The 25,865-nt window shown below is 68.4% G+C and carries 27 protein-coding genes; 17 read left to right on the top strand and 10 right to left on the bottom strand.

Going from position 1 to position 25,865, the window contains the following annotated elements:
• The first annotated feature begins 33 nt into the window (after positions 1-33).
• Both cobT and ACW178_RS02200 read left to right on the top strand, forming a co-directional pair.
• A complete protein-coding gene (gene cobT / locus ACW178_RS02205; protein WP_191558672.1) occupies positions 34-1,917 on the top strand; it encodes a cobaltochelatase subunit CobT in 1,884 nt (627 codons plus the stop codon).
• On the top strand, positions 1,914-2,894 hold the full coding sequence (locus ACW178_RS02200) for an esterase-like activity of phytase family protein (RefSeq protein WP_287103504.1): 981 nt from the start codon (positions 1,914-1,916) through the stop codon (positions 2,892-2,894). Before cobT ends, ACW178_RS02200 begins: the two co-directional genes overlap by 4 nt.
• 13 nt (positions 2,895-2,907) lie before the next feature.
• Here the strand turns inward: ACW178_RS02200 and ACW178_RS02195 are convergent, their stop codons facing one another.
• From ACW178_RS02195 to otsB, 3 genes are read right to left on the bottom strand one after another with little or no spacing between them, the layout of a single operon-like run.
• Positions 2,908-4,320: an alpha,alpha-trehalose-phosphate synthase (UDP-forming) gene (locus tag ACW178_RS02195; protein ID WP_054764328.1), complete on the bottom strand. Its 1,413-nt coding sequence runs from the start codon at positions 4,318-4,320 to the stop codon at positions 2,908-2,910.
• Between the two features lie 42 nt (positions 4,321-4,362).
• Positions 4,363-6,147, bottom strand: a complete 1,785-nt coding sequence (locus tag ACW178_RS02190) for a glycoside hydrolase family 15 protein (protein ID WP_054764327.1) — start codon at positions 6,145-6,147, stop codon at positions 4,363-4,365.
• A gap of 4 nt (positions 6,148-6,151) precedes the next feature.
• Positions 6,152-6,910: a trehalose-phosphatase gene (gene otsB / locus ACW178_RS02185; RefSeq protein WP_287103501.1), complete on the bottom strand. Its 759-nt coding sequence runs from the start codon at positions 6,908-6,910 to the stop codon at positions 6,152-6,154.
• Between the two features lie 167 nt (positions 6,911-7,077).
• On the opposite strand from otsB, the gene ACW178_RS02180 reads away from it, so the two are divergent.
• From ACW178_RS02180 to truA, 9 genes are all read left to right on the top strand, one after another.
• Positions 7,078-8,070: a KpsF/GutQ family sugar-phosphate isomerase gene (locus ACW178_RS02180; protein ID WP_287103499.1), complete on the top strand. Its 993-nt coding sequence runs from the start codon at positions 7,078-7,080 to the stop codon at positions 8,068-8,070.
• Positions 8,071-8,077: 7 nt separating this feature from the next.
• On the top strand, positions 8,078-9,367 hold the full coding sequence (locus ACW178_RS02175; RefSeq protein ID WP_464159544.1) for a glycosyltransferase family 4 protein: 1,290 nt from the start codon (positions 8,078-8,080) through the stop codon (positions 9,365-9,367).
• A gap of 31 nt (positions 9,368-9,398) precedes the next feature.
• Positions 9,399-10,571, top strand: a complete 1,173-nt coding sequence (locus ACW178_RS02170; RefSeq protein WP_287103309.1) for a polysaccharide biosynthesis/export family protein — start codon at positions 9,399-9,401, stop codon at positions 10,569-10,571.
• Between the two features lie 5 nt (positions 10,572-10,576).
• Positions 10,577-11,239 (top strand): hypothetical protein, encoded by a 663-nt coding sequence (locus ACW178_RS02165; protein ID WP_287103310.1) that lies wholly within the window; start codon positions 10,577-10,579, stop codon positions 11,237-11,239.
• A 113-nt stretch (positions 11,240-11,352) separates the two neighbouring features.
• Entirely contained in the window at positions 11,353-11,754 is a 402-nt protein-coding gene (locus ACW178_RS02160) for an acyl-CoA thioesterase (RefSeq protein ID WP_054764324.1), read from the top strand.
• Between the two features lie 44 nt (positions 11,755-11,798).
• Entirely contained in the window at positions 11,799-12,377 is a 579-nt protein-coding gene (gene def / locus ACW178_RS02155) for a peptide deformylase (RefSeq protein WP_152949192.1), read from the top strand.
• A complete protein-coding gene (locus tag ACW178_RS02150; RefSeq protein ID WP_183216513.1) occupies positions 12,377-12,619 on the top strand; it encodes a hypothetical protein in 243 nt (80 codons plus the stop codon). The genes def and ACW178_RS02150 overlap by 1 nt, the downstream gene beginning before the upstream one ends.
• Before the next feature lie 18 nt (positions 12,620-12,637).
• On the top strand, positions 12,638-13,561 hold the full coding sequence (fmt, locus tag ACW178_RS02145) for a methionyl-tRNA formyltransferase (RefSeq protein ID WP_287103311.1): 924 nt from the start codon (positions 12,638-12,640) through the stop codon (positions 13,559-13,561).
• A complete protein-coding gene (gene truA, locus ACW178_RS02140) occupies positions 13,561-14,304 on the top strand; it encodes a tRNA pseudouridine(38-40) synthase TruA (RefSeq protein WP_191554731.1) in 744 nt (247 codons plus the stop codon). Before fmt ends, truA begins: the two co-directional genes overlap by 1 nt.
• Before the next feature lie 19 nt (positions 14,305-14,323).
• On the opposite strand, the gene ACW178_RS02135 is transcribed toward truA, so the two are convergent.
• Both ACW178_RS02135 and ACW178_RS02130 read right to left on the bottom strand, forming a co-directional pair.
• On the bottom strand, positions 14,324-15,367 hold the full coding sequence (locus tag ACW178_RS02135; protein WP_191554730.1) for an aspartate-semialdehyde dehydrogenase: 1,044 nt from the start codon (positions 15,365-15,367) through the stop codon (positions 14,324-14,326).
• 210 nt (positions 15,368-15,577) lie between these two features.
• On the bottom strand, positions 15,578-16,516 hold the full coding sequence (locus tag ACW178_RS02130) for a DMT family transporter (protein WP_191554729.1): 939 nt from the start codon (positions 16,514-16,516) through the stop codon (positions 15,578-15,580).
• A gap of 134 nt (positions 16,517-16,650) precedes the next feature.
• Here ACW178_RS02130 and ACW178_RS02125 point away from each other — a divergent pair, with 134 nt between their 5' ends.
• Positions 16,651-17,016, top strand: a complete 366-nt coding sequence (locus ACW178_RS02125; protein WP_152949187.1) for a hypothetical protein — start codon at positions 16,651-16,653, stop codon at positions 17,014-17,016.
• 31 nt (positions 17,017-17,047) lie between these two features.
• Here the strand turns inward: ACW178_RS02125 and dapB are convergent, their stop codons facing one another.
• The 3 genes from dapB to dnaK all read right to left on the bottom strand — a co-directional run bounded on the left by dapB (position 17,048) and on the right by dnaK (position 21,065).
• Positions 17,048-17,797: a 4-hydroxy-tetrahydrodipicolinate reductase gene (gene dapB / locus ACW178_RS02120; RefSeq protein WP_183216523.1), complete on the bottom strand. Its 750-nt coding sequence runs from the start codon at positions 17,795-17,797 to the stop codon at positions 17,048-17,050.
• Complete coding sequence (gene dnaJ, locus ACW178_RS02115) at positions 17,794-18,993, bottom strand: molecular chaperone DnaJ (protein WP_183216525.1); 1,200 nt, start codon at positions 18,991-18,993, stop codon at positions 17,794-17,796. The genes dapB and dnaJ overlap by 4 nt, the downstream gene beginning before the upstream one ends.
• Before the next feature lie 173 nt (positions 18,994-19,166).
• Positions 19,167-21,065, bottom strand: a complete 1,899-nt coding sequence (dnaK, locus tag ACW178_RS02110; protein ID WP_152949185.1) for a molecular chaperone DnaK — start codon at positions 21,063-21,065, stop codon at positions 19,167-19,169.
• 236 nt (positions 21,066-21,301) lie between these two features.
• Here dnaK and ACW178_RS02105 point away from each other — a divergent pair, with 236 nt between their 5' ends.
• Positions 21,302-21,925, top strand: a complete 624-nt coding sequence (locus tag ACW178_RS02105) for an alpha-ketoglutarate-dependent dioxygenase AlkB (protein WP_191558677.1) — start codon at positions 21,302-21,304, stop codon at positions 21,923-21,925.
• Here the strand turns inward: ACW178_RS02105 and ACW178_RS02100 are convergent.
• Both ACW178_RS02100 and ACW178_RS02095 read right to left on the bottom strand, forming a co-directional pair.
• Complete coding sequence (locus ACW178_RS02100) at positions 21,912-22,721, bottom strand: siderophore-interacting protein (protein ID WP_191554727.1); 810 nt, start codon at positions 22,719-22,721, stop codon at positions 21,912-21,914. The two genes, ACW178_RS02105 and ACW178_RS02100, sit on opposite strands and share 14 nt — an antisense overlap.
• Entirely contained in the window at positions 22,718-23,359 is a 642-nt protein-coding gene (locus tag ACW178_RS02095; RefSeq protein ID WP_492024817.1) for a PadR family transcriptional regulator, read from the bottom strand. The genes ACW178_RS02100 and ACW178_RS02095 overlap by 4 nt, the downstream gene beginning before the upstream one ends.
• Before the next feature lie 105 nt (positions 23,360-23,464).
• Here ACW178_RS02095 and ACW178_RS02090 point away from each other — a divergent pair, with 105 nt between their 5' ends.
• Genes ACW178_RS02090 through ACW178_RS02075 form a run of 4 tightly spaced genes read left to right on the top strand, consistent with a single transcriptional unit; the run spans position 23,465 to position 25,865 of the window.
• Entirely contained in the window at positions 23,465-24,214 is a 750-nt protein-coding gene (locus ACW178_RS02090; RefSeq protein WP_492024816.1) for a dienelactone hydrolase family protein, read from the top strand.
• Positions 24,215-24,271: 57 nt separating this feature from the next.
• Positions 24,272-24,727 carry an Rrf2 family transcriptional regulator gene (locus ACW178_RS02085; RefSeq protein ID WP_183216538.1) on the top strand — a complete coding sequence of 152 codons (456 nt, stop codon included), beginning with the start codon at positions 24,272-24,274 and terminating at the stop codon, positions 24,725-24,727.
• Positions 24,728-25,678 (top strand): NAD(P)/FAD-dependent oxidoreductase, encoded by a 951-nt coding sequence (locus ACW178_RS02080; protein WP_287106298.1) that lies wholly within the window; start codon positions 24,728-24,730, stop codon positions 25,676-25,678. It begins immediately after the preceding gene.
• 58 nt (positions 25,679-25,736) lie between these two features.
• Positions 25,737-25,865: a hypothetical protein gene (locus ACW178_RS02075; protein ID WP_260171187.1), complete on the top strand. Its 129-nt coding sequence runs from the start codon at positions 25,737-25,739 to the stop codon at positions 25,863-25,865.

The following is a 25,865-nucleotide window of genomic DNA, read 5'->3' as shown; positions in this document are numbered from 1 at the left end:
TTATCAGCGGCGTGAAAAGATTAACTGAGGAGCATGGCCGCCCCGGACACTCCCGCCGAAACCTTCAAACGCGCGCTCAGCCACGCCGCCCGCGCCCTGGCCGAGCAGCCTGAGCTGGAGGTGGTGTTCGGGTCGGACGGACCCAAGCTGGCTGGCGGGATACTGACTCTGCCGCATCCCCCACGCGACCCCTCCGGTAACGAGAGCGCGTCCCTGCGAGGCCAGGCCGACCGCCTGGCCCTGCGTTTGGCCAATCATGACGCGGGGATCGACGCCCGTATGCGCCCCGCCGACACCCAGGCGGCCGAGGTTTTCGACGCGGTTGAACAGGCGCGGGTCGAGGCGGTGGGCTCCGAATTCCTGGCGGGGGTCAGGGACAATCTGGACGCCGCCCTGGTGACGCGGCTGGAGAAGACCGGGGCGCTTCGCATCCTCGAGCCCGAACGGGCGCCGGTTTCGGAGGCCGTGGCTCTCCTGGTGCGTGAACGGCTGACGGGCCGGCCTTCGCCCGACGGAACCAAATCCCTGCTGGATCTGGTTCGAGCCGGCATAGAGGCCAAGGCGGGCGATCAGCTGGACGCCCTGACCGCGACCGCCGGCGACCAGGCTCTGTTCGCCGAAAAGATGCGCGAAGTGCTGCGCGCCCTGAACCTGGATCCCGGCGACGGCCAGGGCGAGGACGCCTCGGACGACCCGGGCGATCAGGAGCCGGATCCCCAGGAGCCCGACGCCGACGATCAGCCGGACGAGGACGAGGAAGAGGAGGGCGGCGAGGGCTCCCAGTCCATGGAGGGCGACGCCGACGATCAATCGTCGGAGCAGGAGCGCGAGAGCCGCCCTGAGGGCGCGCCCGCCGATCCGGAGGGCGACGGCGCCGAGGACGGGCCGGAGCTGAACGAGGGCCAGCAGCCCAATCGCCAGCAGACCGCCGACGACGGCCGGGCGGTCGACTTCTACCGCGTCTTCACCACCGCCTATGACGAGGTGGTGGACGCCGCCGACCTGTGCGATCCGATGGAGCTGGAGCGGCTGCGCAATCTGCTGGATCAACAGCTCACCCTGCTGGCCAGCGTCGTCTCGCGCCTGGCCAATAAGCTGCAACGGCGGCTGCTGGCCCAGCAGAACCGCGCCTGGACCTTCGATCTGGAAGAGGGGATGCTGGACACGGCCCGGTTGACCCGGATCGTCACCGACCCGACCGCGCCCCTGTCCTTCAAGGCCGAGAGCGAGAGTCCGTTCCGCGACACGGTCGTGACCCTGCTGCTCGACAATTCGGGTTCGATGCGCGGGCGGCCGATCATGGTGGCGGCGGTCTGCGCCGATATTCTGGCCCGCACGCTGGAGCGTTGCGGCGTCAAGGTCGAGATCCTGGGCTTCACCACCCGGGCCTGGAAGGGCGGACAGAGCCGCGAGGCCTGGATCAGCGCCGGCAAACCCGCCAATCCGGGCCGGCTGAACGACCTGCGTCACATCATCTACAAGGCCGCCGACGCACCCTGGCGCCGGGCCAAGAAGAACCTCGGCCTGATGATGCGCGAGGGCCTGCTGAAGGAGAACATCGACGGCGAGGCCCTGCAATGGGCGCACAACCGCCTGCTGGCCCGCACCGAGCAGCGGCGCATCCTGATGGTCATCTCGGACGGTTCGCCGGTCGACGACTCGACCCAGTCGGCCAACGCCGCCCTCTATCTGGACAAGCACCTGCGCCAGGTCATCGCCGAGATCGAGGATCGCTCGCCGGTCGAACTGTTGGCCATCGGCATCGGCCATGACGTGACCCGCTGGTACCGCAAGGCCCTGACCATCGTCGACGTGGAACAGCTGGCCGGCGCCATGACCGAAAAACTGGCCGAGCTGTTCGAGGCGGACGTCGCCGCCCCGGCCGCGCGCCGGCCGCGTCAGAAGATCGCCGCATGAGACGTCGTCTACCGCGTCTCGCGGCGGCCTGGTCGGCCCTGGCCCTGACGGCCTGCGCCGCGACCCTGGGCCCGCCCCAACCGTCCCTTTCAGACGAAGACGGCTGGTCCTTCGCCGCCGCCGAGTTGAAGCCGGTCGGTCTGGGCCTGCCCGGGGCCGTCCTGGCGCCCGGCGTGCGTTTCGCGGGCGGGATCGAGATCGTCGCTGGCCTGGGATCGCCGCTGCATGGGCTTTCCGATCTTAAACTGAGCGGAGGCGGCGGCTTTGTCGCCGTATCCGACGCGGGGGACCTGGTTCGCGGCCGCCTGCGGCTCAACGCCCAGGGGCGGCTCGTCGGCGTCGATGGTCTGGCGTCTCACCGGCTGGCCCTGGAGGACGGGACGCCGATCAGCGACAAGCGCGACGGAGACGCCGAGGGTCTGGCCCTGACGCAATCAGGCGACCTGCTCGTCAGCTTCGAACGTCGCCATCGAATTTGGAATTACGGCCCGCTGTCGGCCGTGCGCGCCCCCCGACCGGTTCCGTCGCCCGCCGTCGCCTTTGCGGACAATGAAGGCATGGAGGGCCTAGCCGCTTCGCACGCTCAGACAGACGGCTGGCGCGCGGTCGGCGAAGGCGGCGGCGTCTGGGACTGCACGATGAACGGCTGTCGCACCGTCGTCTCGCCGCCGGCCGAGGCGCCCCGCGATTCCGACTATCGCTTCACCGGTCTGGATCGCGATCCGTCCGGCGAAGGCTGGTTCGTGGTGGAGCGCCGCTATACGCCGCCGATCGACATGCGGGGCCGGGTGCGGCGCATGGCGGCAGATGGGTCTTTGGGACCTGCCTTGATCGAACTGAAGCTGCCCGGCACAACGGACAATTTCGAAGGCGTCGCGGCCGAGCGGCGCGGCCCGACGACCCGGCTCTATCTGCTGTCGGACGACAATGCCAATCCGGCCCAGCGCACCCTGCTGCTGGCCTTCGACATTCGCTAGATCGGGCCCTGGATCAGGCCGCGCCCGCCCATTGGGATTTTTCCGGCTCGGTCTCGACCGCCAGCAGGGCCTTGACGAAGGCGTCGCGCCAGATGCCCACGTCGGTGTCGCGCACCACCTGCATCAGGGCCTCCCACCGCCGCACCCGCTCGGCCAGGGGCATTGTCAGGGCCTTCTGGATGGCGTCCGACAGCTCCTCGCGGCTGTAGGGATTGACCAGAAGCGCCTCACGCATCTGTTCCGCCGCCCCCGCGAACCGGGACAGGATCAGGACGCCGGGATCGTCGGGGTTCTGGGCGGCGACATATTCCTTGGCGACCAGGTTCATCCCGTCGCGCAGCGGCGTCACCAGCCCAACCCTGGCGGCGCGATAGATCCCCGCCAGCTGGTCGCGGCGGTAGGTGCGGTTCAGATAGCGGATCGGCTGCCAATCCATGTCGGCGAAGGCCCCGTTGACCCGCCCGGCCAGGGCGTCCAGCCGCGCCCGCATGTCCTGATAGGAATCCACATCGTCCCGCGAGATCGGCGTGACCTGGAGCAGGAAGACCTCGCCACGCATCGACGGATTGTCCTGCAAAAACTGCTCATAGCCCAGCAGCCGCTCCTCCAGCCCCTTGGAATAGTCGAGCCGGTCCACGCCCACGATCATGGCGCGGAAGGCCGCCGAGGCCGCCATCCGATCATAGGTCCGGGCCCCGAGGGTCGAGTTCTTCGCCGCCAGGAAGCCGTCCACATCGATGCCGATGGGGAAGACGCCGGTCTGAACCCGGCGGCCGAAACATTCCAGCCCGCCATGACCGAACAGCTCGCCCTGGGCCTCGCTGACCACATAGTCGGTGAAGAGGTCGCACCATTCGCGCGTATGGAAGCCGATCAGATCGAAGTCGAACATGGACTCCACCAGCCGCCGGTGATGCGGCAGGGTCACCAGCAGCTGGCGCGTCGGCCAGGGGGTGTGCAGGAAGAAGCCGATCCGGTTGCGGACGCCCAGACGACGCAGATCCCGCGCCATGGGGATCATATGGTAGTCGTGGATCCAGATGACGTCGTCCGGCTTGATCACCGGCGCCAGAACCTCGGCGAAGCGGCGGTTCACCCGCTCATAACCCTCGCCGTAGGAGCGTTCGTACTGGGCCAGGTCGATCCGGTGGTGGAACAGCGGCCACAGGGTCTTGTTGGCGTAGCCGTTGTAATATTCCTCGACGTCCTGGGGCTCCAGATCGACCAGTCCGACGGTCACGCCGGCGCGGTCCTCCACCTTCATCTCGCCGGTGAAGCTGTCGATCGTCTCTCCAGACCAGCCGAACCAGAGGCCGTCGTATTTTCGCAGGGCCGCAGACAGGGCCATGGCCAGGCCGCCGGCGGAGCCCGCAGCGGGATCGGTCGGGGCCGAAACCCGGTTGGATACGACGATGAGACGGCTCATGACTTCACTTCGGCAGCGATCCCAGCCCCGGGACCAGAAAGATCAACGCACGTCGGTCCAGGATCGGCTCAACATCACGGCGCAATTGATGATCCCGACCAGGGAGTAGGTCTGGGGATAGTTGCCCCACAGCTCCCCGTCCTCGACGGAAATGTCTTCGCTCAACAGGCCGGCCTGGGTGCGACGGGCCAGCATCTCTTCGAATATGGCGCGCGCCTCCTCCACCCGGCCGTTCTGATGCAGGGCTTCGATGAACCAGAAGGTGCAGAAGTTGAAGGCCGTTTCGGGCTCGCCGAAATCGTCCGGTTCGACATAGCGAAACAGGAAGGGTCCTTTTTTCAGATCCCGCTCGATCGCATCGAAGGTGGCCACCTGGCGCGGATCATGCGCGTCCAGAAAGCCCAGATCCGTAAGTTGCAGCAGGGAGGCGTCCAGTTCGCGCCCGCCGAAACTGGCGGCGAAACGCCCCTCGTCCGTCAGGAAGGTCTCCGCCTCGATCCGCTCTCGGATGGCCGCCGCCCGCTGACGCCAGACGTCGGCGCGAGCCTGCAGGCCCAGATGATCCGCCGCCTTGGCCAGACGGTCGCAGGCCGCCCAGCACATGACGGAGGAATAGGTGTGAACCCGCGCGATGGTGCGGAACTCCCAAAGCCCTGCGTCGGTCTGGTCGTGCATGGCGAAGGCCCGCTCCCCGACCTTCTCCAGAGCGTGGAAATCCTCGATCGTTCCGGGACGCAGCAGGCGCTGGTCATAGAAGGCCTGGACCAGGGGCAGGACGATCTGGCCATAGACGTCGTGCTGCAGGTGCTCATGGGCCTGATTGCCGATCCGCACCGGCTTCATGCCGCGATAGCCCTCGACCGTATCGACGATGCTCTCGCCGATGCCCGGCTCCAGCCCCACCCCATAGACCGGCTGGACATGGCCGCCGGCCGAGGCGTCAACCAGATTGCGCAGATAGCCCAAGTAGTTCTCGAGAATGTCGACCGCCCCCAGCCGGTTCAGCGCCCGCACCGTATAATAGGCGTCGCGGATCCAGCAGTAGCGATAGTCCCAGTTGCGCCCGCTCTCTTTGAATTCGGGAACGGAGGTGGTCATGGCCGCGACGATGGCGCCGGTCTCTTCATAGGCGCAGAGCTTCAGGGTGATGGCCGCACGGATGACGGCCTCCTGATAGTCCAGCGGCAGATAGAGTTTGCGGACCCAGTCCTGCCAATAGGCGACCGTGCGGTCCAGCGCGGCCTGAACCCCCGGTCCCACATCCTGATCATAGCCCTCGTCCGGGCCGAAGAAGAAGGCGTGCGGCCGTTCCAGCCGAAAGATCCGCTCCTCCAGGACGTGAGAGACGGGACAGTCGGTCGTCAGACGGAAGGTGACGTCCGGGCACAGGAAGCGGATATGGTTCGAGCCCGAGGTGTGGGGCGCCCGCCGCGCGCCCCAGTCGGACGAGGGGCGCAGCCGGACGCGGATACGCGGCGTGCCGTGCAGCGGTCGAATGATCCGCCCGAAGGCGAGGGGGCGGTAGGTTCGCGAATGTTTCGGATGGCGCGGGGCGAAGTCGATGATCTCCACCGCGGCCCCGTCTTCGGCCGTCAGAACGGTCTTGAGCACCGGCGTATTGCGGACATAGGCCTGGCTGACGTGTTTCAGCCCCTCCAGCTCGACGGACCAATAGCCATGCTCGGGCGCTTCTCCGTTCATCAGGGCCGAAAAGACGGGGTCGCCGTCGACGCGCGGGGCGCAGGCCCAGACGAACCGGCCCTGACGGTCGATCAGGGCGCTGATCGCGCAATTGCCGATGGGGAAGAGATCGAGATTGGGCGTCATCGATTCAGGCCCCCGCCACCGCTTCCAGCCAGGTCAGGACGTCGTCCACATCGTCCAGGCGATAGCGGGCCGCGGTTTCGCGCTCAGGCCCGACGAGCACGCCATAGCCGCCCAGGGCGGCGGCGGCCTCGAAACCATGTTCGTCGGTCAGGTCGTCGCCGAGCATGACGGGGGTCGCCCCGTTGAACGGCCCCTCCTGCATGAAGGCGGCGACGGCTGTGCCCTTGTCGGCGCCCGGCGTCTTCAACTCCAGCACCATATGGCCAGGCTGCAGCGTCAGGCCCGTCTCGGCCTGCAGCTGCCGGGCCAGTCGCTGCGCCGCCGCGCCCTGGTCAGGCGCCAGTCGATAATGCAGGCCCGCAGAGACTCCCTTGTCCTCGACGATCACCCCCTGCCGGTCAGCGGCGAAGGCGTGAAAGGCGTCCAAAGCCCTGGCGACGGCGGCGTCGGCCGTCGTCCTCTGGACCGGGCCGCCTTTCAGGCGACGCTCCAGTCCATGAACGCCCGAGGCGGACTCTAGGGCCCGGTCGGTGATCCGGTCGATCTCTCTTATGGTGCGGCCGCTGACCACGGCCACCCGGCCGTCGAGGCGATCCTGCACCGCCTTCAGCACGGCCGTGCGGCGCGCCACGGGACCGACCTCGTCGGGAGTCGGCGCCATGGGCGCCAGGACGCCGTCCAGGTCGAGAAACAGGGCGATTCCCTGGGCGACGACCGGCGGTCGGGGCAACAACAGATCGGCGGCTCCGGCGTGAGACGGCATAGGTATCTGACTCTTTACGGCTTCCCCAGGCCCTATAACGCGCCAAAGCGGCAAAGGTTGACCCGAAAGCGACAAAGTCGTCTGAAAGAGGCTGTGCGCGCCGCCGAGGGGACTGTCTGCGGCCGTGCGTTGAAACAAGGAGAGCCCGGCCGCGGGCCTGACGAAACATGACCGAGATCGCCCATTCTTCGTCCGAAGACATAGCCGCCATGACCGGCCGCGCTCGCGAGGTGATGCGGCTGAACATCGAGGCGCTGGAAGCGCTGGAGCGGACGATCGACGTCTCGATCGCCCGGGCGGTGGATGTGATCATGAGCCGTCCCGGCTATGTGGTCGTCACCGGCATCGGCAAGTCCGGCCATATCGGCGGCAAGATCGCCGCCACCCTGGCGTCCACCGGCACCAACGCCTTCTTCGTCCACCCCGCCGAAATGAGCCACGGGGACCTGGGCATGCTGCGCCCGGATGTGACGGTTCTGGCCATTTCCAACTCGGGCGAGAGCCGCGAACTGCGCGATCCGCTGATCTTCTGCCAGCGCAACGGCATTCCGGTCATCGCCATCACCCAGCGCCCGACCAGCTTCCTGGGCCGCAACGCTGCGGTCTGCCTGACCATGCCCAAGGTGGCTGAGGCCTGTCCGAACGGCCTGGCGCCGACCACCTCGACCCTGATGACCCTGGCCCTGGGCGACGCCCTGGCCATGGTGCTGATGGACCGGCGCGGGTTCAGCGCCCTGGATTTCGGTCTGCACCACCCCGGCGGCGCCTTGGGCATGAGCCTGCAAAGCGTGCGGGAATGGATGGGCGACAACGCCGCGGCCCCGGCCAGCGTGCCGCTGAACGCCAGCTTCAGCGAAGTGGTCTCAGCCATTACGGAAGGCCGAAAGGGGGCGGTCGCCGTCTTGAAGGCGGACGGCGCCTTGGCGGGGATCGTCACCGACGGCGACCTGCGTCGCGCCTTCCAGCGCGACATCACCGGCCTGACCGCCGCCGACATCATGGGGGCCAATCCGATCACGGTCGATCCGAACGCGCGGATGAGCGACGTCGTCGACCTGCTGACCGCGAACAAGATTTCCAATCTGTTTGTGGTGGAGGAGGGGCGGCCGACCGCCATCGTCCATATCGCGGAACTGATGCAGGCCGGCTACGTCGCCTGAGCCGCTGATGATGCGTATCCTCTATGACGCCAGCCGGCTGATGAGCCGGGCCGAACGTTCCGCCCCCACCGGCGTCGATCGTGTCTGTCTGGCCTATGCCGAATGGCTGCTGTCACGGCCCGACGTCGTCACCCTGCCGGTTCGCGGGCGCAAGAACCGCCTGGTCGCCGTCCAGCCCGAGTGGTTCCGGGACTTCGTGGTCGATCTGCGCGCGCGTTGGAGCGGGGCGGGCGTCGCCCCCGCCGACGTGGCGCATGAAGCCTTGTTGCTCGAGGCTCTGGCCGCCCCCGCCCGACCCGCAGAGTCTGTCATCAGTCCCCCGCCCCCGCCGGAGCGTGAGAAGCCGGCGGACAAGGGACGGGTGTTGAAACAGTTCTTCAAATCCCGTCACGTCGCGCCCCTGCCGGCCGCCGACCTCTATCTGAACGTGGGCCATACGACCCTGCATCAGGCCGACGCTCTGAGGGATCTGGAAGCGGCGGGTGTGGAACGGGTCGTTCTGATCCATGATCTGATCCCCATCACCCATCCGGAGTTCTGTCGGCCGGGCGACGGCGCCAAACACCACGCCCGAGTGACCCACGCCCTGCGTCACGCCAGTCGGGTGATCGTCAACTCGGCCTATACCCGCGACGAGTTGCGGGCCTTTGCGGCGCGAGAAGGTTTGCCGCAGCCGCCGGTCCATGTGGCGCACCTGGGCCTGGAACCGGCCTTCGTCGCCGGCGATGCGGTGGCGACCAGCCGTCCTTATTTCGTCCATGTGGGCACCATAGAGGCGCGAAAGAACCTGGCCCTGTTGCTGACCTTGTGGCGGCGGCTGGAGGAACGGCTGGGCGAACGCACCCCCTCCCTGGTCCTGGTCGGGCGCTACGGCTGGGAGAATGAGGCGGTGCTGGATCATCTGCAGCGCTCGCCCAATCTGCGGGGGATCGTTCACCAGGCGGCCAACCTGTCCGACGAGGTGCTGGCGCGGCTGATGCGGGGCGCGCGGGCGGTGCTGGCGCCGTCGTCGGTCGAGGGGTTCGACCTGCCTGCGGTCGAGGCGGTGGCCATGGGCCGCCCCCTGATCGCCTCCGACATTCCGCCGCACAGGGAACTGACGCCCCAAGCCGAGTTGATCGATCCCCTGGACGGGCTGGGCTGGCTGGCGGCGATTGAGCGGGCGACCATGACGTCTCCGCCCGCCGCCTCGGAGGCTCGCGCTGCGCCGTCGTGGGAAGCCCATTTCGACATCGTCGCTCGGGCGGTCGGCCTGGCGGCGGCCTCGCCTCTGGCGGGCGGTGCGAAAGGCGGGTAATCAACGCGCGAACAAGGGCCGATCCGTTTCCATGACTCGCACCATCCTGCCGCTTGCCATCGTCGCCATCCTGAGCGGGTGCTCCACCCTGCCGCGCGACGGACCCTCGGGCGCCTCCATCGACGCCGGGGCTTCGACGCCCCAGGCCCTGGGCAGCTACGCCCTCGTGCCCCTGACCTATGAGGTGACGGAGCGGATGAAGGCGGTGCCGCCTCAGTTCTTCGGCACCCTGGCGGCCGCTTCCAGCGAACAGCCGGTCGATGTGATCGGCGAGGGCGATACGCTGGCGATCTCGATCTATGATCCCTCAGGCGCCCTGTTCGGCGGCAGCCTGGGCGGGACGTCGGCTTCGTCGCGCACGGTTCCCAGCCTGTCCGGCGGGTCCCAGGCCTTGCCGGGGGTGACGGTCGATCGCAGCGGTTCTGTTTCCGTGCCCTTCGCCGGTCCGGTTCGCGTCGTCGGCCTGACCTCGACCCAGGCGGCGGCCGCGATCCGCCGGGCCCTGGCCGGCAAGGTCGCCAACCCCCAGGTCCTGGTCGGCATCGCCGGCAACGCCTCAAACACCGTCAACGTCCTGGGCGACGTGCGCCAGCCGGGGCGCGCGCCGCTGGGCGTCAACAGCGATCGGATTCTGGACGTCATCGCCGCCGCCGGCGGATCGGCCCGCCCGACCGACGATCTGACGATCAGCATCCAGCGCGGCGGGCAGACCTACACCGCCCCCCTGTCGGCCGTGACGACCGAGTTCAGCGAGAACGTGCGCCTGCAAAGGGGCGATGTGATCAACGTCCAGTACAAGCCGCGTCGGTTCTCCACCTTCGGCGCTCTGAACGCCGTTACGCAGGTCGACATGCCCGCCGGACCCATGACCCTGACGGGCGCCATGTCCAAGGTCGGAGGGCTGAACACCGCCACCGCCAACGCCCGGCGCGTTATGGTCTTCCGCTTCGAGCGACCGGAGGTGGCCCAGGCCCTGGGAATCAACCAGCCGGCCACGCCCAAGGGGGTGCCGGTGGTCTATCAGCTGGACTTCAACAACGCCGCCAATGTCTTCGCCGCCACCAATCTGGAGATCATGCCCGAGGACGTGATCTATGTGCCCCTGGCCGGCGCCGCAGAGGCGCGCAAATTCTTCGAGTTCGTTCAGAGCGTGACCCGCGTCGTCTATGACGTGTCGGTGACCAGTGCGATCAACGTCGACTGACGCCCGTGCAGGCGTGGCTCGCCCTTCTGTCCCGGCTGACGGGGCGCGCCGCCGCAGTCGCGACTGATATGGTCGAACAGGCCGGCGCCGCAGACCCCTTCGTCCGTCCTGCGGAAATCCCCTCGGAGGCTCCCTCGCCTCTGGATCAGGCGCTGGACGAGATTGAGGCGGGCGCCCTGGAGGTCTACGCCCGCGCCGGCCTCCCGACCCGCCCCGGCCATTATCGTCAGGCGCCGAACCAGACCGTCTGGGATTTCGTCGCTGCGAATCTGGCGCCTCAGGCGCGGTTCGCCCTGGCCTTGGAGCATCCGCCGGAGACGGGTTGGCGCTTCGCCCGGCTTCAGGACCTGGGCGCGCGATCCAATCGTCCCGACCTGCGCGCGGCGTCACGGTTGCTGAACGAGATCGCCGATCTGCGCCTCGCACGGAGGGGTGTTCTGACTGAAGATCATCTGCTGGTCGCCATGGAACTCGGCGGGGCCTGGCGGGCGTTGAGGGACGCCAAGGCCGCGCCTGCGTCGGCGGCCCCACCCGCACCCAAGCCCCGCAAGACGCCCCGCAAGCCTTCGGCCAAACCCTCGACCGAACCGACAGCCATGCCCCCTAGGAAGCGCCGGTCCAAGGCCGCCTCCGCTGCAACGGCGTATAAGCCCGCCAAGCCGGGCTGAGGCGGGCGGCCCGTTTCTGCAGGCGGCGTAACTCGCAACAATATTGCCGGCTCTGTTTTGTATCGCGCAAACTTGATCTAAGAGCGAGCTGTCCTCGAACGCCAGAGCCTCCCATGTCCGACGCGCCCCAGTTCCCCCCCGAAACCCAGCCGGTCGGCCGGATCATCGCCATGCCGGCCGACACCAACCCCGAAGGCGACATCTTCGGCGGCTGGTTGCTGGCCCAGATGGACGTGGCCGGCGCGACTCCTGCCTTTGAACTGGCCCAGGGACGCTGCGCCACCGTGGCCCTGGACGGCATGGTGTTTCACCAGCCCGTCTCCGTCGGCGACGAGGTCAGCATCTACGCCAAGGTCGTCGGCACGGGCCGCACCTCGATCCGCATCCATGTCGAGGCCTGGAAGCGGTCGCGCGGTCAGCCGCTGGCCACGTCCGTGCGCGTGACCCAGGGCGTCTTCACCTATGTGGCCATCGACCAGTACCGCAAGCCGCGCCCCCTGCCGGGCAAGGAATAGGCGGAAATCTTGACCTCGCGCCGGGGCGCGCCTACGTCCCGACCATGGCCATCCGACGTATCCTCACCATCGACAACGCCGCCGACCTGGCGATCCTGAAACAGGTCTCCAAGCCCGTCGCGGGCGTCGACGACGCCGTGCGCGCCCTGATGGACGACATGCTGGAGACCATGTACGCGGCGCCGGGCATCGGCCTGGCCGCCGTTCAGGTCGGCGCCCTGGACCGGGTCATCGTCATGGACCTGGGCGATCGCGACGGAACCGTCTGCGAAACGGAAGAGGAAGACACGCCGGAGGCCGCCGAGGCGCGCCGCAACCCGCGCTTCTTCGCCAATCCGGAAATCCTGTGGGCCTCGGACGAGCTCTACACCTACGAAGAGGGCTGCCTGTCCATTCCCGAGTATTTCGACAAGGTGGAACGGCCGGCCCGCGTTCGCATTCGCTATCTGAACCGTGAGGGTCAGTCGGTGGAGGAAGAGGCTTCGGGCCTCTACGCCGTCTGCATCCAGCACGAGATGGACCATCTTAACGGCGTGCTCTTCATCGACCACCTGTCGCGGCTGAAGCGGGAACGCGCCGTGACCAAGGTCAAGAAGGCCGCCAAGGACAGGATCGCCGCCTGATGACGAAGCGCAGCCCCCGCCCCATCCGCCGCGGCCAGTCCCTGGTGATCGACACCCAAGGGCGCCGTCGCCTGACCCGCAGCCAGAAGATCGGCGTCGCCGGGGTCGCGACCCTCGCCGGCGTGGCCTTGCTGGGCGTGGTGGCGGGCCTGCTGCTGGACCGGCTGCTCGATTTCGACGACGCCCTGGACGCCGGCGGCGAATGGGATGAGGGCGGCGGCGTCTTCACCCGCTGGCAGTAAACCTCTAAAGGCGTGCCCATGCGCCTCGCCTTCATGGGAACTCCCGATTTCGCCGTGCCGTCCCTGGCCGAGCTTCTCGCCTCGGGCCACGAGATCGTCGCCGTCTATTCGCAGCCGCCGCGCCCCAGGGGGCGGGGCCAGAAGCTGACGCCCTCGCCGGTTCACGCCTTCGCCGAAACCATGGGCCTGCCGGTCTTCACGCCTGAAAGCATGAAGTCGCCCGAGGCCGTCGCCGACTTCCAGAGCCTGGACCTCGACGCCGCCTGCGTCGTCGCCTACGGCCAGATCCTGAACGCCGAGGTGCTGGCCGCGCCCCGACTGGGCTGTCTGAACCTGCACGGCTCGCTGCTGCCCCGCTGGCGCGGCGCGGCGCCGATCCAGAGGGCGATCATGGCCGGCGACGCCGAGACCGGGGTCCAGATCATGCAGATGAGCCTGGGCCTGGACGAAGGCCCGATCCTGCTCAGCGAAATCATGGACATCCGGCCCGATGACACGGCCGCCAGCCTGTCCGAGCGCATGGCCCATGTCGGCGCCGCCCTGTGGCCCCGCGCCCTGGCCGCCATCGAGCGCGGCGGCGTCACGCCGACGGACCAGGTCGGCGAACCGACCTATGCGAAGAAGATCACCCCCGCCGAGGCTCGGATCGACTGGACCCGTCCGGCGGCCGAGGTCGACGCCCATATCCGCGGCCTGTCGCCCTTCCCCGGCGCCTGGTTCGAGGCGCCTTCAGACGCTGGTCCGGTTCGGATCAAGGCCCTGCTGTCGGCCTTGGCCGACGGATCAGGTGCGCCCGGCGCGGTGCTGGACGACGCCCTGACCGTGGCCTGCGGAACCGGCGCTGTGCGGCTGATCCGGGTTCAGCGCGCGGGCAAGGCGGCGCAATCGGCCGATGAGATGCTGCGCGGCTTTGCCCTGCCGGCCGGGACTGTGCTCGGCTGATGCCGCGCTACAAGCTGACCCTGGAATACGACGGCACGGCCTACAACGGCTTTCAGGCTCAGGAGGACCAGCCGACGGTTCAGGGCGCGGTCGAGGCCGCCATACTGGCCTTCTCCGGCGAGCGGGTGCGGATCGCCGCCGCCGGCCGCACCGACACCGGCGTTCACGCCACGGCCCAGGTCATCCACGCCGATCTGGAGCGCGACTGGCCGGTGGACACCGTCCTGAACGCCGTCAACGCCCATCTGATCAAACAGGACGTCTGCGTCCTGTCGGCCGAATACGCGCCCGATCCCGACTGGCACGCGCGGTTCTCCGCGACCGGCCGGGGCTATCTGTACCGGATCCTGAACCGCCGGCCTCAACCCGTTTTGGAGCGCGACCGCGTCTGGCACGTCAAGAAGAGCCTGGACGCCGAGGCCATGCACCATGCGGCCCAGGTCCTGGTCGGCCTGCACGACTTCACCACCTTCCGCGACGTGGGCTGCCAGTCCAAGTCGCCGGTCAAGACCCTGGACGTGGCGCGCGTCAGCCGGTTCGGCGAGGAGGTGCATCTGGTCTTTCAGGCCCGCAGCTTCCTGCACCGCCAGGTCCGGTCCATGGCGGGCACCCTGGTGGAGGTGGGGCTGGGCCGCTGGACCGCCCGTGACGTCAAGGCGGCGCTGGAGGCGAAGGACCGCGCTCGGTGCGGCCCCGTCGCCCCCTCGGCGGGGCTTTATCTCAGCGGCGTGCGCTACGACTGAACCCCGCCTGCGGATCGGGTCAGCCGCGCTGCTGAACCAGGACCTCGGCGATCTGGACCGCGTTCAGGGCCGCGCCCTTCCTCAGATTGTCGTTGGAGACGAATAGGGCGAGGCCGTGCTCGACCGTGGGATCGGGACGCACCCGGCCGACGAAGACCGGATCCTGGCCTGCGGCCTCCAGCGGGTTCGGCACGGCCGTGACCACCACGCCCGGCGCCTGGGCCAGCAACTCCAGCGCCGCCTCGACCGAAATCGCGCGCTCGAACTCGGCGTTGATCGACAGGGAGTGGCCGGTGAAGACCGGCACCCGGACGCAGGTGCCCGAGACGGGCAGGCCGGGGATCTCCAGGATCTTGCGGCTCTCGTCGCGCAGCTTCAGCTCCTCGTCGGTATAGCCGTCCTCGCCCAGCTTGTAGTTCAGGGCCACCACATTGGCGGCGATCGGCACGACCCACTTTTCCGGCGCGCCGAAGTCCACGGCCCCGCCGTCGCGGGCCAGGGCCGCGCCCTGCCCCACGATGGCGCGCGCCTGGTCCTCCAGCACGCGGATGCCCTCGATCCCGCCGCCCGAGACAGCCTGATAGGTCGAGACCGTCAGACGCTTCAGCCCCGCCGCGTCGTGCAGAGGCTTCAGCACCGGCATGGCGGCCATGGTGGTGCAGTTGGGGTTGGCGATGATCCCCTTGGGCAGGTCAGCCAGGGCGTGGGGGTTCACCTCGGCCACCACCAGCGGCACCTCGGGGTCGCTGCGCCAGGCGGACGAGTTGTCGATCACCACCGCCCCAGCGGCCGCCACCTTGGGCGCCAGAGCCTTCGAGGTATCCCCGCCGGCCGAGAAGAAGACGATGTCCAAGCCGGCGTAGTCCGCCGTCGCCGCATCCTCGACCACAACGTCGGTCTCGCCGAAGCGGATGGTCTTGCCCGCCGACCGGGCCGAGGCGAACAGGCGAAGCGAGGCCAGGGGGAAGTTCCGCTCGGCCAGCAGGCCGCGCATCATCTCGCCGACGAGGCCGGTGGCGCCGACGATGCCCACACGGGGCGGATTGGACGGGGAAAAGGACATTCAGGCGTCTCCTGGGAGGATGGAGGCGCGGGGTTCAGCCGGATCGACCGCCCCGCGCATCGGCGGGGCTTGGGATCGGGGTTCGGCGCTTCAGACCTCGCGCATACCCGAAACCGCCCCGCCGAAGCCGGTGGTTTTCAGGGTAATCGCTTTGGTCATGGAGGCGGTCACGGCCAAGCTCTCTAGGGCCGAAACTGCGATGTGTAAACCTCAGACGGGCGGGGCGGTCGTCTGCAACAGGGCCTGGCGGCGGCGGACCCGTTCACGCCAAGCCGTATAGAGGCCGCTGGCGGCGATCAGGGCGGCGCCGGCCAAGGTGTCGGCGGTCGGGGTGGTCTTCATCAGCCAGGCGCCAAAGGCGACCGCGCCGAGGATCTGCAGATAGTCGAACGGGGCCACGACGGCGACGGGCGCCTTTTGCAGGGAGGCGGTCATCAACAGCTGGGCGACGCCGCCCGCCACGCCCGACCCGGCCAGGAGGGCGAAGGTCGTCAGGGCGTGCATCCGGCCGACGAAGGGCAGAAGCAGGGCGCCGACGATGGACGAGCAGACGAAGAACCAGAAGACGATCGCCGCCACATGTTCGGTGTCGCGCAGCTGCCGCAGGGTGATCGTGACCGCCGCCGTCAGGAGGGCGGCGGCCAGGCCGAAGCCGACGCCGGCCAAGGGCAAGGGGGTTGAGCCCGCCCCGGAAGCCAGAGACAGGGGGCGGGTTACGATCAGCACGCCGATGAAGCCGACCGCCACCGCCGCCCAGCGCCGGGGGCCGACCGCCTCCTTCAGAACTAGGAAGGACAGGATGGTGGCGAAGATCGGGGCGGTGAAGCTGATGGTCGTGGCCTCTGCCAGCGGCAGAAGCGTCAGGGTCTGGAAGACGCACAGAATGGAGGCGACGCCCAGGGCGCTGCGGCCCAGATGCGCCAGGGGGCGGCGCGTGGCCAGGCCCGTCAGTCCGCCCGGCTGGGTCAGCACCCAGATCAACACCACCGGCAGGCCGAAGAAGGCGCGGTAGAACAGCATCTCCGGCGCGGTGACCCCGTCCAGGGAGGCCAGTTTCAGAACCGCCGCCATGATGGAAAAGGCGCCCGCTGCGGCGATCCGAAGGGCGATGCCCCTCGCAATGTCTTCGCTTCCGGTCGTCTTGCTCATGCCGCTCCTGTCGCACGAACCCATAGGCCTTCGCGTCGCCGCCGCCCACCCCGGCGGAGCGATTTCCATCCGGCCGCGTTAAGCCTGCGGATCGGCAAGCTTCGCTGCAACATCGACAGGGTTGGAGGCGCTCTATGGAAAATCTGCTGGATCAGATCGGTCAGTTCCTCAACGGCCTGTTCAACCTGGCCAGCGCCGGTTTCGACGGCGTCAATCAGGTCATGGGTCTGATCATCGCCGTGATCGCCGCTTTGATGATGGTCGATTGGCGATCCTTGGGATCGACGGCCTTGGGGGCGACCCTGGTTCATCTGATCGTCGTGGCCGTCCTTCCCGTCCTGAACGGCGGCGACTTCGCCCTGCCGGCCATCCTGACGGCGGGCTTTTGGTTGACGGGTCTGGCCCTGTTCCTGGGCTACGCCATCGTCATCGCCGTCTTCTTCTTCATCAAGACCTTGCTGACGGGCACGGCCTTCGGGCGGCGCAGGGTGCTGCACTGAGTTCAGCGGGCTCGGGGGGCCAGGCGCGGCTTCAAGCCTGACGGAAGCCCAGCACGTCCTGCATGTCGTAAAGGCCGGGTCGGCGGGTGCGAACCCAGGCGGCGGCGGCGACCGCGCCCTTGGCGAACAGCGACCGGTCGATCGCGGAATGGCTGAGGGTCAGGACCTCGTCCTCAGAGGCGAACAGCACCGTATGTTCGCCGATGATTCCGCCGCCCCGGATCGAGGAGAAACCGATCTTGCCGGTCTCGCGCTCCCCCTGGACGCCGTCATAGGGTTTGGAGCGGATCTCGGCCAGATCCGTAAAGCGGCCCTCGGCGGCGGCCTCGCCCAGCATCAGGGCGGTGCCGGAGGGAGAATCCACCTTGCGGCGGTGGTGGGCCTCGGTGATCTCGATGTCCCAGTCCTGGGCGTCCAGACGCTGGGCCGCATGCTGGACCAGACCGATCAGGATGTTCACGCCCAGGGAGAAGTTGCCGCTCTTGACGATGGCGATCTTCTCGGCGGCCTTCATCAGCTCGGCCTCCTGTTCCGGAGTGAAGCCGGTCGAGCCGATCACCAGACTAGGACCGCCGCGCGCGGCCGCAGACTGGGCCAGGGCGACCGAGGCGTCGGGCGTGGAGAAGTCGATGATCACGTCGCACAGGGAGATGTCGGCGGTCTCGCCCCAGTCGAATCGGGCGGCGACGACCACGTCCTCGCGGGCGTCCAGCACCTGGGACACCGCTCGACCCATCCGGCCGCGATAGCCGGAAATGCCGGCGTGGAAGATGGCGCTCAAGCCGCGTTCTCTTTCGACCCGTCCGCATCCTGGCTGCCCAGAATGTCGGCCCAGAAACGCTTCGCCTTGCCGGCGAAGCTGGAGTTCCGGGGGTTCTGCGCCTCGCCGAAGGACAGGGCAAGCTCTTGTAGCAATTCCTTCTGGCGCGGCGTCAGGTCGGTCGGGGTCTCGACGAACAGTTCGACGACCAGATCGCCGCGCGCGCGGCCGTTCAGATGGGGCATGCCCTTGCCCTTGATCCGCACGGTCTTGCCGGTCTGGGCGCCGGCGGGCACCTGGACGGCGGCCTTGCACTTGCCGTCGCAGGCGTCGGAGACCAGGCAGGGGGCGTCGATCTCGCCGCCCAGGGCCGCCACCGTCATCGGCACGGGCACGGTGACCAGCAAGTCGAGGTTGTCGCGCTCGAACAGGTCGTGCGGCGTCACCGACAGGAAGACGTAGAGGTCGCCGCGCGGGCCGCCGCGCTGGCCGGCGTCGCCCTCGCCGGTCAGGCGGATGCGCGAACCGTCGTCGACGCCGGCGGGGATCTTCAGGTTCAGGGTGCGGGTCTTCCGCACCTGGCCGTGCCCGTGGCAGGTCGTGCAGGGGTCGGCGATCATCTGGCCCGCGCCGTGGCAACGGGGGCAGGTCCGCTCGACCTGGAAGAAGCCGTTGGCCTGGCGCACGCGGCCGGCGCCGTTGCAGGTGGTGCAGGTGACGGGCTTGGTGCCCGGCTTAGCCCCCGAGCCCTCGCAGGTCTCGCAGGTCAGGGTGGCGGGGACGTCGATCTGGACCTCGGCCCCGCGATAGGCCTGCTCCAGCGAAATCTCCAGGTCGTAGCGCAGGTCCGAACCGCGCCGCGGTCCGCCCTGCTGGCCGCGGCCCTGGCGGCCGCCGAAGGCGTCCCCGAAGGCGTCGCCGAAGACCTGGGAGAAGATGTCGTTCAGGTCGGAGAAGCCCTGGCCTTGGCCGAAGGGATTGCCGCCCCCGCCGCCGTTGACCCCGGCGTGGCCGAACCGGTCATAGGCCGCCCGCTTCTGGTCGTCGGACAGAACCGTATAGGCCTCGGAAATCTCCTTGAACTTGGCCATGGACTCTTCCGAGCCGCCGTTCCGGTCCGGGTGATGGATCATCGCCAGCTTGCGATAGGCCGATTTCAGGCCGGCGGCGTCGATCGTCCGCTCGACGCCCAGAATTTCGTAATAGTCACGCGCCATCGGGCGTCAGTCCTCATTACTTCCCCTGCCGCCCGGCCCGAACCTCTGCGGGTTCTGGGAGAGACGGTGTCCCGGCTGACATGGGGGCCGGAACGCTTGATGCAAGTTTCATGAAAAGACCCCGCCTATCGCAAGACAAGCGGGGCCGTATCATTTCAGCGACCTGTTGCGGATCAGGCGCTCTTCTTCTCGTCGGTGTCCGAGACGTCCTCGAACTCCGCATCCACCACGCCGTCGTCAGCCGGCTGGCCTTCGGCGGGCGCGCCTTGTTGGGCGGCGTACATGGCTTCGCCCAGCTTCATCGAGGCCTGGACCAGGGTGTTGGTCTTGGCGCGGATGTCCTCGGCGTCCGTACCCTCGCGGGCGGTCTTCAGATCGGCCAGAGCGGTCTCGATCGCGGTCTTGACGTCGGCCTCGACCTTGTCGCCGTGGTCGGCCAGGGCCTTTTCGGTCGAGTGGATCAGGCTGTCGGCGGCGTTCTGGGCCTCCACCAGGTCCTTGCGGGCCTTGTCGGCGGCGGCGTTGGCCTCGGCTTCCTTGACCATCTTCTCGATGTCGGCGTCCGACAGGCCGCCGTTGGCCTGGATGCGGATCGACTGTTCCTTGTTGGTCGCCTTGTCCTTGGCCGAGACGTTGACGATGCCGTTGGCGTCGATGTCGAAGGCGACCTCGATCTGCGGCATGCCGCGCGGCGCCGGGGGGATGCCCATCAGGTCGAACTGACCCAGGAGCTTGTTGTCGGCGGCCATCGGGCGTTCGCCCTGGAAGACCCGGATCGTCACGGCCGACTGGTTGTCGTCGGCGGTCGAGAAGGTCTGGCTCTTCTTGGTCGGGATAGTCGTGTTGCGCTCGATCAGGGGCGTGAAGACGCCGCCCAGGGTCTCGATGCCCAGGGTCAGGGGCGTCACGTCCAGCAGCAGCACGTCCTTGACGTCGCCCTGCAGAACCCCGGCCTGAACCGCGGCGCCCAGGGCCACGACTTCGTCGGGGTTCACCCCCTTGTGCGGCTCCTTGCCGAAGAAGGCCTTCACGGCCTCCTGCACCTTGGGCATGCGGGTCATGCCGCCGACCAGGACGACCTCGTCGATGTCCGACGCCTTCAGGCCGGCGTCGGCCAGGGCCTTCTTGCACGGCTCGATGGTGCGGGCGACCAGGTCGTCGACCAGGGCCTCCAGCTTGGCGCGCGACAGCTTGATGTTCAGGTGCAGCGGGCCCGAGGCGTTCATGGTGATGAACGGCAGATTGACCTCGTACTGAGTGGTCGAGGACAGTTCCTTCTTGGCCTTCTCGGCCTCTTCCTTCAGGCGCTGCAGGGCCAGCTTGTCCTGGCGCAGGTCGACGCCCTGCTCCTTCTTGAACTCGTCGGCCAGATAGTCGACCAAGCGCAGGTCGAAGTCCTCGCCGCCCAGGAAGGTGTCGCCGTTGGTCGACTTCACCTCGAAGACGCCGTCGCCGATCTCCAGGATGGAGACGTCGAAGGTGCCGCCGCCCAGGTCATAGACCGCGATCTTCTGACCGTCGTTTTTCTCCAGGCCATAGGCCAGAGCCGCGGCCGTCGGCTCGTTGATGATGCGCAGGACTTCCAGACCGGCGATCTTGCCGGCGTCCTTGGTGGCCTGGCGCTGGCTGTCGTTGAAATAGGCCGGGACGGTGATGACGGCCTGGGTCACCTTCTCGCCCAGATAGGCCTCGGCGGCCTCCTTCATCTTGGTCAGGGTGAAGGCCGAGATCTGTTGCGGCGAATAGTCCTTGCCGTGGGCGCGGACCCAGGCGTCGCCGTTCGGACCCTTGACGATCTCATAGGGCACCATGCCCTTGTCCTTCGCCACGACGGGATCGTCGAAGTTGCGGCCGATCAGGCGCTTGATGGCGAAGAAGGTGTTGGCCGGGTTGGTGACGGCCTGACGCTTGGCCGGCTGACCCACCAGGGTCTCGCCGCCGTCCTGAAGGGCGACCACCGAGGGGGTGGTGCGGGCGCCTTCGGCGTTCTCGATGACCTTGGGATTCTTGCCGTCCATGACGGCCACGCAGGAGTTGGTGGTGCCGAGGTCGATGCCGATAATCTTGGCCATGGGCGTACTGTTCTCTCCGTATCGGCGGGCGATGCGGCGGCCTTCGATGAAGCGCCGCGCGTGACCGCCCCCTGTGGGTTGGCGTGATGGTGCCGGATAGCCCCAAATTTCTCGGGGTTTCTCCGAAGCTGGCCCCGATATGGGAAAGTCCCATACGGCTGCAAGGGCGTTCTGCGATTCAGCGATGCGCCGGCCCCGGTTTTCCCGCAGGATGAGGCCATGTCCCCGGTTTCAGCATGATTTCAGAGGTCAAAACCGCCGTCGAAGGCTTTCGTCTATGGCCCGGCGCCCTGGACGGTCCGGCCCAGGCCGACCTGGTCGATGCGGTGCTGGCGCGTCTGGAGGCTGCGCCCCTTTATCGGCCGACGACCCCGGGCGGGCGGCCGTTTTCGGTGCAGATGAGCAATTTCGGGCCGCTGGGCTGGGTCTCGGACCGCAGCGGCTATCGCTATCAGCCGACGCACCCGCAGACCGGGCGGGCCTGGCCGGATATTCCGCCGGTGCTGCTCGACCTGTGGCGGGCGACCGTCGGCGGGCCTCAGCAGCCGGACGCCTGTCTGGTCAATCTGTACCGCGAGGGGGCGAAGATGGGCCTGCACCAGGACAGGGACGAGGCGGACCTGACGGCTCCGGTTCTGTCGGTGTCGCTGGGCGACGCGGCCCTGTTCCGTATCGGCGCGGCCGAGGGCGGTCGCACCGCCACGCTGCGGCTGGACAGCGGCGACGTCTGCGCCCTGACCGGTCCTGCAAGGCTGGCGCGGCACGGGGTCGACCGCGTGCTGGCGGGCTCGTCGCGCCTGATCCCGGGCGGGGGGCGGCTGAACCTGACCCTGCGCGTGGCGGGGATCAGTCCTCGATGACCTCGTGGGCGCCGGCGCCGCCCAGGCGCCAGTAGCCGGCGGCCTTCATCGACTTGGCCGAAAAGCCGAGCGCCAGCATGCGTGTGCGCAGGGCCTTGGCTACGGCGGATTCGGCGGCGATCCAGACATAGGCGTCCTTGCGATCCACCTCGGTCATGGCCCGATCCGCCGCCGTCAGCAAGGCGTCGGAACGGCCTCGGGGCGCGCCGTCGCGGATCGCCCAGGTGACGGCGACGTCTGCGGCGCTTTCGAAGGTCCAGGTCGAGTCCCTATCCGCAACCTCGACCACCACATGGGCGCGCGCGCCGGCGGGCAGTTCCTCCAGACGGCGGGCGATGGCCGGAAGGGCGGTCTCGTCGCCGATCAGCACATGATCGGCATAGGCGGTGGGGACGATGAAGGAGCCGCGCGGCCCCCCGACGCCCAGGACCGAGCCGGTCTTCGCCGCCATGGCCCATTCGGTCGCCGGACCGCCGTGGCCGGTGACGAAGTCCAGGGTCAGGCGACGGGCGGCGGCGTCATAGGCGCGGGGGGTGTAGTCGCGCATCACCGGGCGCGGCTCGGCGAAGACTGGACCGTCCGGCCCGAGCGTCGGCAGGACCGGCGCCTGCCCCTCGGCGACCGGGAAGATCTTCACATGGTCGTCGAAGCCCAGGGAGACGAAGCCGTCCAGATCCGCGCCTTCCAGCACGATGCGGCGATAGGTCGGCGTCAGATCCTCGATCAAGGCGACGGTCAGGGTGCGGAACTTCAACTCGTGCCGCACGCGACGCGGGATGCGCAAGAGCCCGGTCATGCCTGTTCCACCCTGTCGGCGGCCTCGGTCAGTATGGCGGCGATGGCCTGGATCTGGGCCTCGGTCAGGGCGGTCTCGCCCGTCAGGCGGCCGTGAATCGTGTGGCGCAGGCGGCCGATGGCGTCCTGGATGGCGGTCGGCCTGAGGGCGCGGGCGGCGAACTTGTCCATCGTCGCCTCCGCGGCGCGCAGGATCGCTTCGTTTTCGGCCAGCAGGGCGCGCCCAGCCTCGGTGATCGAATAGAGTTTCTTGCCGCCCTGGGCCTCGGACTCCAGCGCGCCCATTTCCTCCAGCAGGGCCAGGCTGGGATAGATGACGCCGGGGCTGGGCGAATAGGCGCCGCCCAGTTTCGTCTCGACCGCCTTGATCAACTCATAGCCGTGGCTGGGCTTTTCCGCGATCAGCGACAGCAGAACCCAGCGCAGGGTTCCATGGTCGAACAGGCGGCCGCCGCCGTGGCGTCCGGGCCCATGGCCGCGCCCTCGCCCTTCGCCGCCCCAGCCCGGACCGAAGCCCGCGCCGCGTCCGCCGCGCATGCCTCGCCCCAACCCCATTCCGAAGCCGTGGCCGAAGCCGTGACGGCCGTGTTTTTCGCCGCGTCCGTTGCGGCCGTGGAACATCCCCGTGGTCCTCATCATCGCTTCCTTTTCGATATATCTATTCATGAGTTTTCAGATATATCGAAATATCGAAATCCGCAAGGGGGGCTGGTTTTCGGCGCGCCGCTGCGGCGTATGTCCAGGATGGACGATCTGAAACGCCGCTGGGCCCGCCTCGAACCCCACCTGACCGTCGTCGGGCCCGACGACGACCGGCCCCGCCCAGTGGTCCTGCTGTTCCACGGCTGCGGCGGTCTGCGCAGCCATCTGCCCCGCTATGCGGAGGCGGCGAAGGCGGCCGGCTGGCGGGCCTTCATCGTCGATTCCTACGGGCCGCGCGGATGGGGCCGGGCCTTCACCCTGACGGCGGTCTGCACCGGCCTGGCCTTCCGGGGATACGAGCGGGCCGGCGACGTCCTGGCGGCGATCCAGGGGATTTCGGCCCGACCGGACGTGGACGCGACCCGGCTGGCCCTAGCCGGCTGGAGCCACGGCGGCTGGTCGATCATGGAGATGATGAGCGCCGGCCCTGCGCCCAACACCCTGGGCGTGGCCGATCCCGGCGCGGCCGACCTGTCGGGCGTTCGCGCCGTCTGGCTGGCCTACCCCTATATCGGGCCCTTCGCCTTCAACCGGATGAAGCCGTGGCGGCATTGCCCCCGGGTGCTGGCCGTCACCTGCAAACGCGACCATCTGACCACGGTGCGCAACGCCGAACTGGTCAACGCCATGATCCGCAACTGCGGCGCCGAGGTCGAGAGCTGGGTCGCCGCCGGCACCCACGCCTTCGACGAACCGACCAACAACGGCCCGATGCGCCACGACCCGGACCTGACCGAGGAATCCCTGCGCCGCTTCCGCGCCTTTCTGACCGACGTCGCGCCGCACGTCTGAAAAATACCCCCAGCTCCCGTCTTGACGTCGGGCCCATCACGTAACAATTGAAGTTACATGAAAAGGGACTCCCGCCTCTCCAACATTCTCCACGCCCTGCTGCACATGGCCGAGTACGAGGCGAGGACCGGCGCGTCCATGACGTCGGATCAGCTGGCTGTCTGCCTGTCGACCCATCCAGTCGTGGTGCGCCGGACCATGGCGGGTCTGCGCGAACAGGGGCTGGTGGTCTCGGAAAAGGGGCGTGGTGGCGGCTGGCGGCTGGCCCGGCCCCTGGATCAGGTCACCCTTGGCCAGGTCAATACGGCCCTGGGCGAGCCCGGTCTGTTTCCCGAAACCCCGCCGGTCGAGGCCGACGGCTGTCTGGTCGAGGCGGCGGTCAACGACGCCCTGGCCGAGACCTACGCCGAGGCCCGCGCCCTGCTGGTCGCACGGCTGAACGAGATCACCCTGGCCGATCTGGCGGCGGACTTCGCGCGCCGAATGGCCGACCACCCAAAAAGGATCTGCTGAATGCCCGTCTCAACCTCCATCGTCCCGAGTGAGCCCATGCCGCACGACGCCCTGATCCTGGGCGGCTCCTACGCCGGCCTGTCCGCCGCCCAGCAACTGGTCCGCGCCCGTCGTCGGGTGCTGGTCATTGACGACGGAAAGCCGCGCAACAGGTTCGCCGCGCGCGCCCACGGGTTTTTGAGCCAGGACGGCAGGCCGGGGGCCGAGATCGCCGCCGCCGCCCGCGCCCAAGTGGCCGCCTATCCGACCGCAGCCTTTCGCATGGCCGAGGCGGTCGAGGTCGAGCGGATCGACGGCGGCTTTTCGGTCGTCTTCGCCGACGGGACGCGGACCACCGGCCGCCGTCTGCTGCTGTCGCACGGGGTCGAGGACGTGCTGCCGGACATTCCGGGCGTCAAGGAACGCTGGGGCCGGACGGCGCTCCACTGTCCCTGGTGCCACGGCTATGAGATCGGCGGCGGCTCGATCGGGGTGCTGGGGCGCGGCGACCATGCGGTCCAGTACGCCGCCACCGTGGCGGAGTGGGGCCAGGTCACCCTGTTCATGGGGCTGGAGGTCGGACTGTCGCCCGAGGACGCCCATCTGCTGTACCGGCGCGGCGTGACCATCGAGACCACGCCCATAGAGCGGCTGGAGGGGGACGCCCCCACCCTGACGGGCGCGCGCCTGGCCGACGGGCGGTTTGTGGCGTTAAAGGCCCTCTTCGTCGGCGCCCAGATCCAGGTCGGCAATCCTTTCGCCGAGCGCCTGGGGTGCGAAATGACCGACACGCCCATGGGCCGGGTGATCAAGGTGGACGGGATGCAGCAGACGACCCAGCCGGGCGTCTTCGCCGCCGGCGACCTGGCGCGGGCCGCGTCCAACATCACCCTGGCGACCTCGGACGGCATGATCGCCGGCCACGCCCTGTTCCGCTCGCTGGTGGAGGAGGAGACGCAGCGCGCGGCCTGATTGGCGCGGCGACAACATGTCGCCTTCCGCGCGAGTCTGATCAGGCTAGGTTGTGCGCATGCAAGTTTCCGCCAAGACATCCATCGCGCTCAAAGGGCTGCTCGTTCTGGGCGGCCTTGTTGCGCTCGTCGGGGCGGTCGGCATTCTCGGCGCGCCGGTCTTCATGGCAATGGCGCTGAACGGCTAG

The organism is Brevundimonas sp. AVps4, from assembly GCF_058681525.1.
This window is presented reverse-complemented; position numbering and strand designations above follow the sequence as displayed.